The organism is uncultured Murdochiella sp., assembly GCF_902488755.1.
Lineage (GTDB): Bacteria > Bacillota > Clostridia > Tissierellales > Peptoniphilaceae > Murdochiella.
Window position 1 is genome coordinate 1 of record NZ_CABTXF010000078.1, and the last position, 1,631, is coordinate 1,631.

A 1,631-nucleotide genomic window follows, 5' to 3' on the forward strand; every position below is an offset into this window, starting at 1 on the left:
TGATATAGTGAGAACCGGTGATTTTCGTCTGCCTCTTCACTGTACGTAAAGGGACGGCAAGGCGGCTTTTTTGATCTTCGTAGAAGAGATCGCTTGCAGGGAGAGCAACCATCACAAACGAAAGCCATCCCAATATTGTCGCCGGTACTCCATTGGAGAAGGGCTGCCACATATTCCATGCGCTATTTAATGGAAACCAGTGTCTTACATCCAGGGGTATTTCCCCTCCATCTCCAAAGGAAATATCCTGTATGGCTACGAAACAACAAATGAAGACGATAGGAATGATCGCCCAAATGCGTTTTCGATAACACACCCGATACAAATCAAGATTGAACATGTTTTGCCTCCAAAGGAATAAATTCAAGGTACAGATTACCCGCATCCCATTCACGATCATACAATTCAAGATATGCGCGCGGCTTCATCACTAATGCCGGCCGAACGGAAGCGGCTTTTTTCGCAGCGCTGAGCAAAAACATAATGCTTCCTTCCACCGTGTTATTTGGCTCCAACACAAGCGCTCTCGTTTCGGGGTCGCGAAGATTTTCTGAATATCCTTGTATGTCCGGGAAAATATAATCATTTTCCACCATGGCAAAAGGAAAGAGAGACGCCTTCGGATCAGGCATTACGTCGCCAGTTTTTACTTGCAAGAAGAGCGTACAGGTGTGATAGGTTATTCCATCCAGTTCTTTCGTACCAAATGCGTAATCGGTCACCGTTACTTCGGTGCCATCTACATTCAAAGTATATGGCAATGACTTTTGTACTTCTCGTACTTGATTTGGTATTTCGCGATTGATTTGAAATATTTGAAAGGCGCAAAATAGGAAAAGCAATGCTAAAGCACTTAGAAAGACTTTGAATCTCTTAGGCATATTCATTCGTTCCTTTCTCTAGCTAATAAACTGTAGCGCAGTTGGGTTCCTTTTTATGCACTAATTCTCATTTTTGAATATAGAAACAAACTGTCATTCTATGCCAATGTTTAATCGAATGGACAACCAACGGAATCCGGACTCCATACTCCGGATAGCCACATTTCGTATTGCCCAATACGATCTCCGCGAATTTTGATCCTAGTTCCCGGTCCGTGGTCTTCATAAGCATAAGATGCTAAGCAAACTTCCATTGGATGATCAATCGTTCTAACTTCTTGAAAACGTGGGTTAGATCCGTCATCATAGACCGCCTTCACCTTAACCACTCCACCATATACTCGAACCGTTTCCGCCTTAAAATAAGCGGAAGATGTGTCAGTCTTTTCACGGATGGGAGTGTAACGTTCAATAGAAAAACCTGGCATGTGCCAATTCCATGAGGTGTCCTGCGTGTTTCCTGCAAAGGCGGGCAAAGAAAAGTAGGAGATAAAGAACAGACAGGAGACAATCGTAAGGGTATTTCTAATTAGTTTTTTCATCTTTTTCCTCCTTAAGATGACGATTTGCAATTCTCTTCCTTATATCGTTTTCCTAATTCGCCAACAACAATCTTACTTGTGTATCCCCGTTTTTCTACCAAGGCAACCCAACTGCCTACTCCAATTATAATACAACCTATATCGTTTTCACAATTTAAAAATGATGATTATTGTTTTGTATGTAGAGATACAATTGATGTGAGACCAA

3 protein-coding genes are annotated in these 1,631 nt (G+C 42.0%); all 3 read right to left on the minus strand.

The features are described 5' to 3' along the window. A partial coding sequence (locus RDL68_RS06280) for a hypothetical protein (protein WP_308540823.1) occupies positions 1-340 on the minus strand: 340 nt, incomplete at its 3' end. Next, the gene (locus tag RDL68_RS06285) at positions 327-887 is read right to left on the minus strand and encodes a hypothetical protein (RefSeq protein WP_308540824.1); all 561 of its coding nucleotides are present in this window, start codon (positions 885-887) and stop codon (positions 327-329) included. The genes RDL68_RS06280 and RDL68_RS06285, both read right to left, overlap by 14 nt. 104 nt (positions 888-991) lie before the next feature. After that, the gene (locus RDL68_RS06290; RefSeq protein WP_308540825.1) at positions 992-1,423 is read right to left on the minus strand and encodes a hypothetical protein; all 432 of its coding nucleotides are present in this window, start codon (positions 1,421-1,423) and stop codon (positions 992-994) included. Positions 1,424-1,631: the final 208 nt, after the last annotated feature.

Coding starts and splice junctions, on each gene's coding strand:
- RDL68_RS06290 (WP_308540825.1), bottom strand. CDS start 1,423: ATGAAAAAACTAATTAGAAATACCCTTACGATTGTCTCCTGTCTGTTC.
- RDL68_RS06285 (WP_308540824.1), bottom strand. CDS start 887: ATGAATATGCCTAAGAGATTCAAAGTCTTTCTAAGTGCTTTAGCATTG.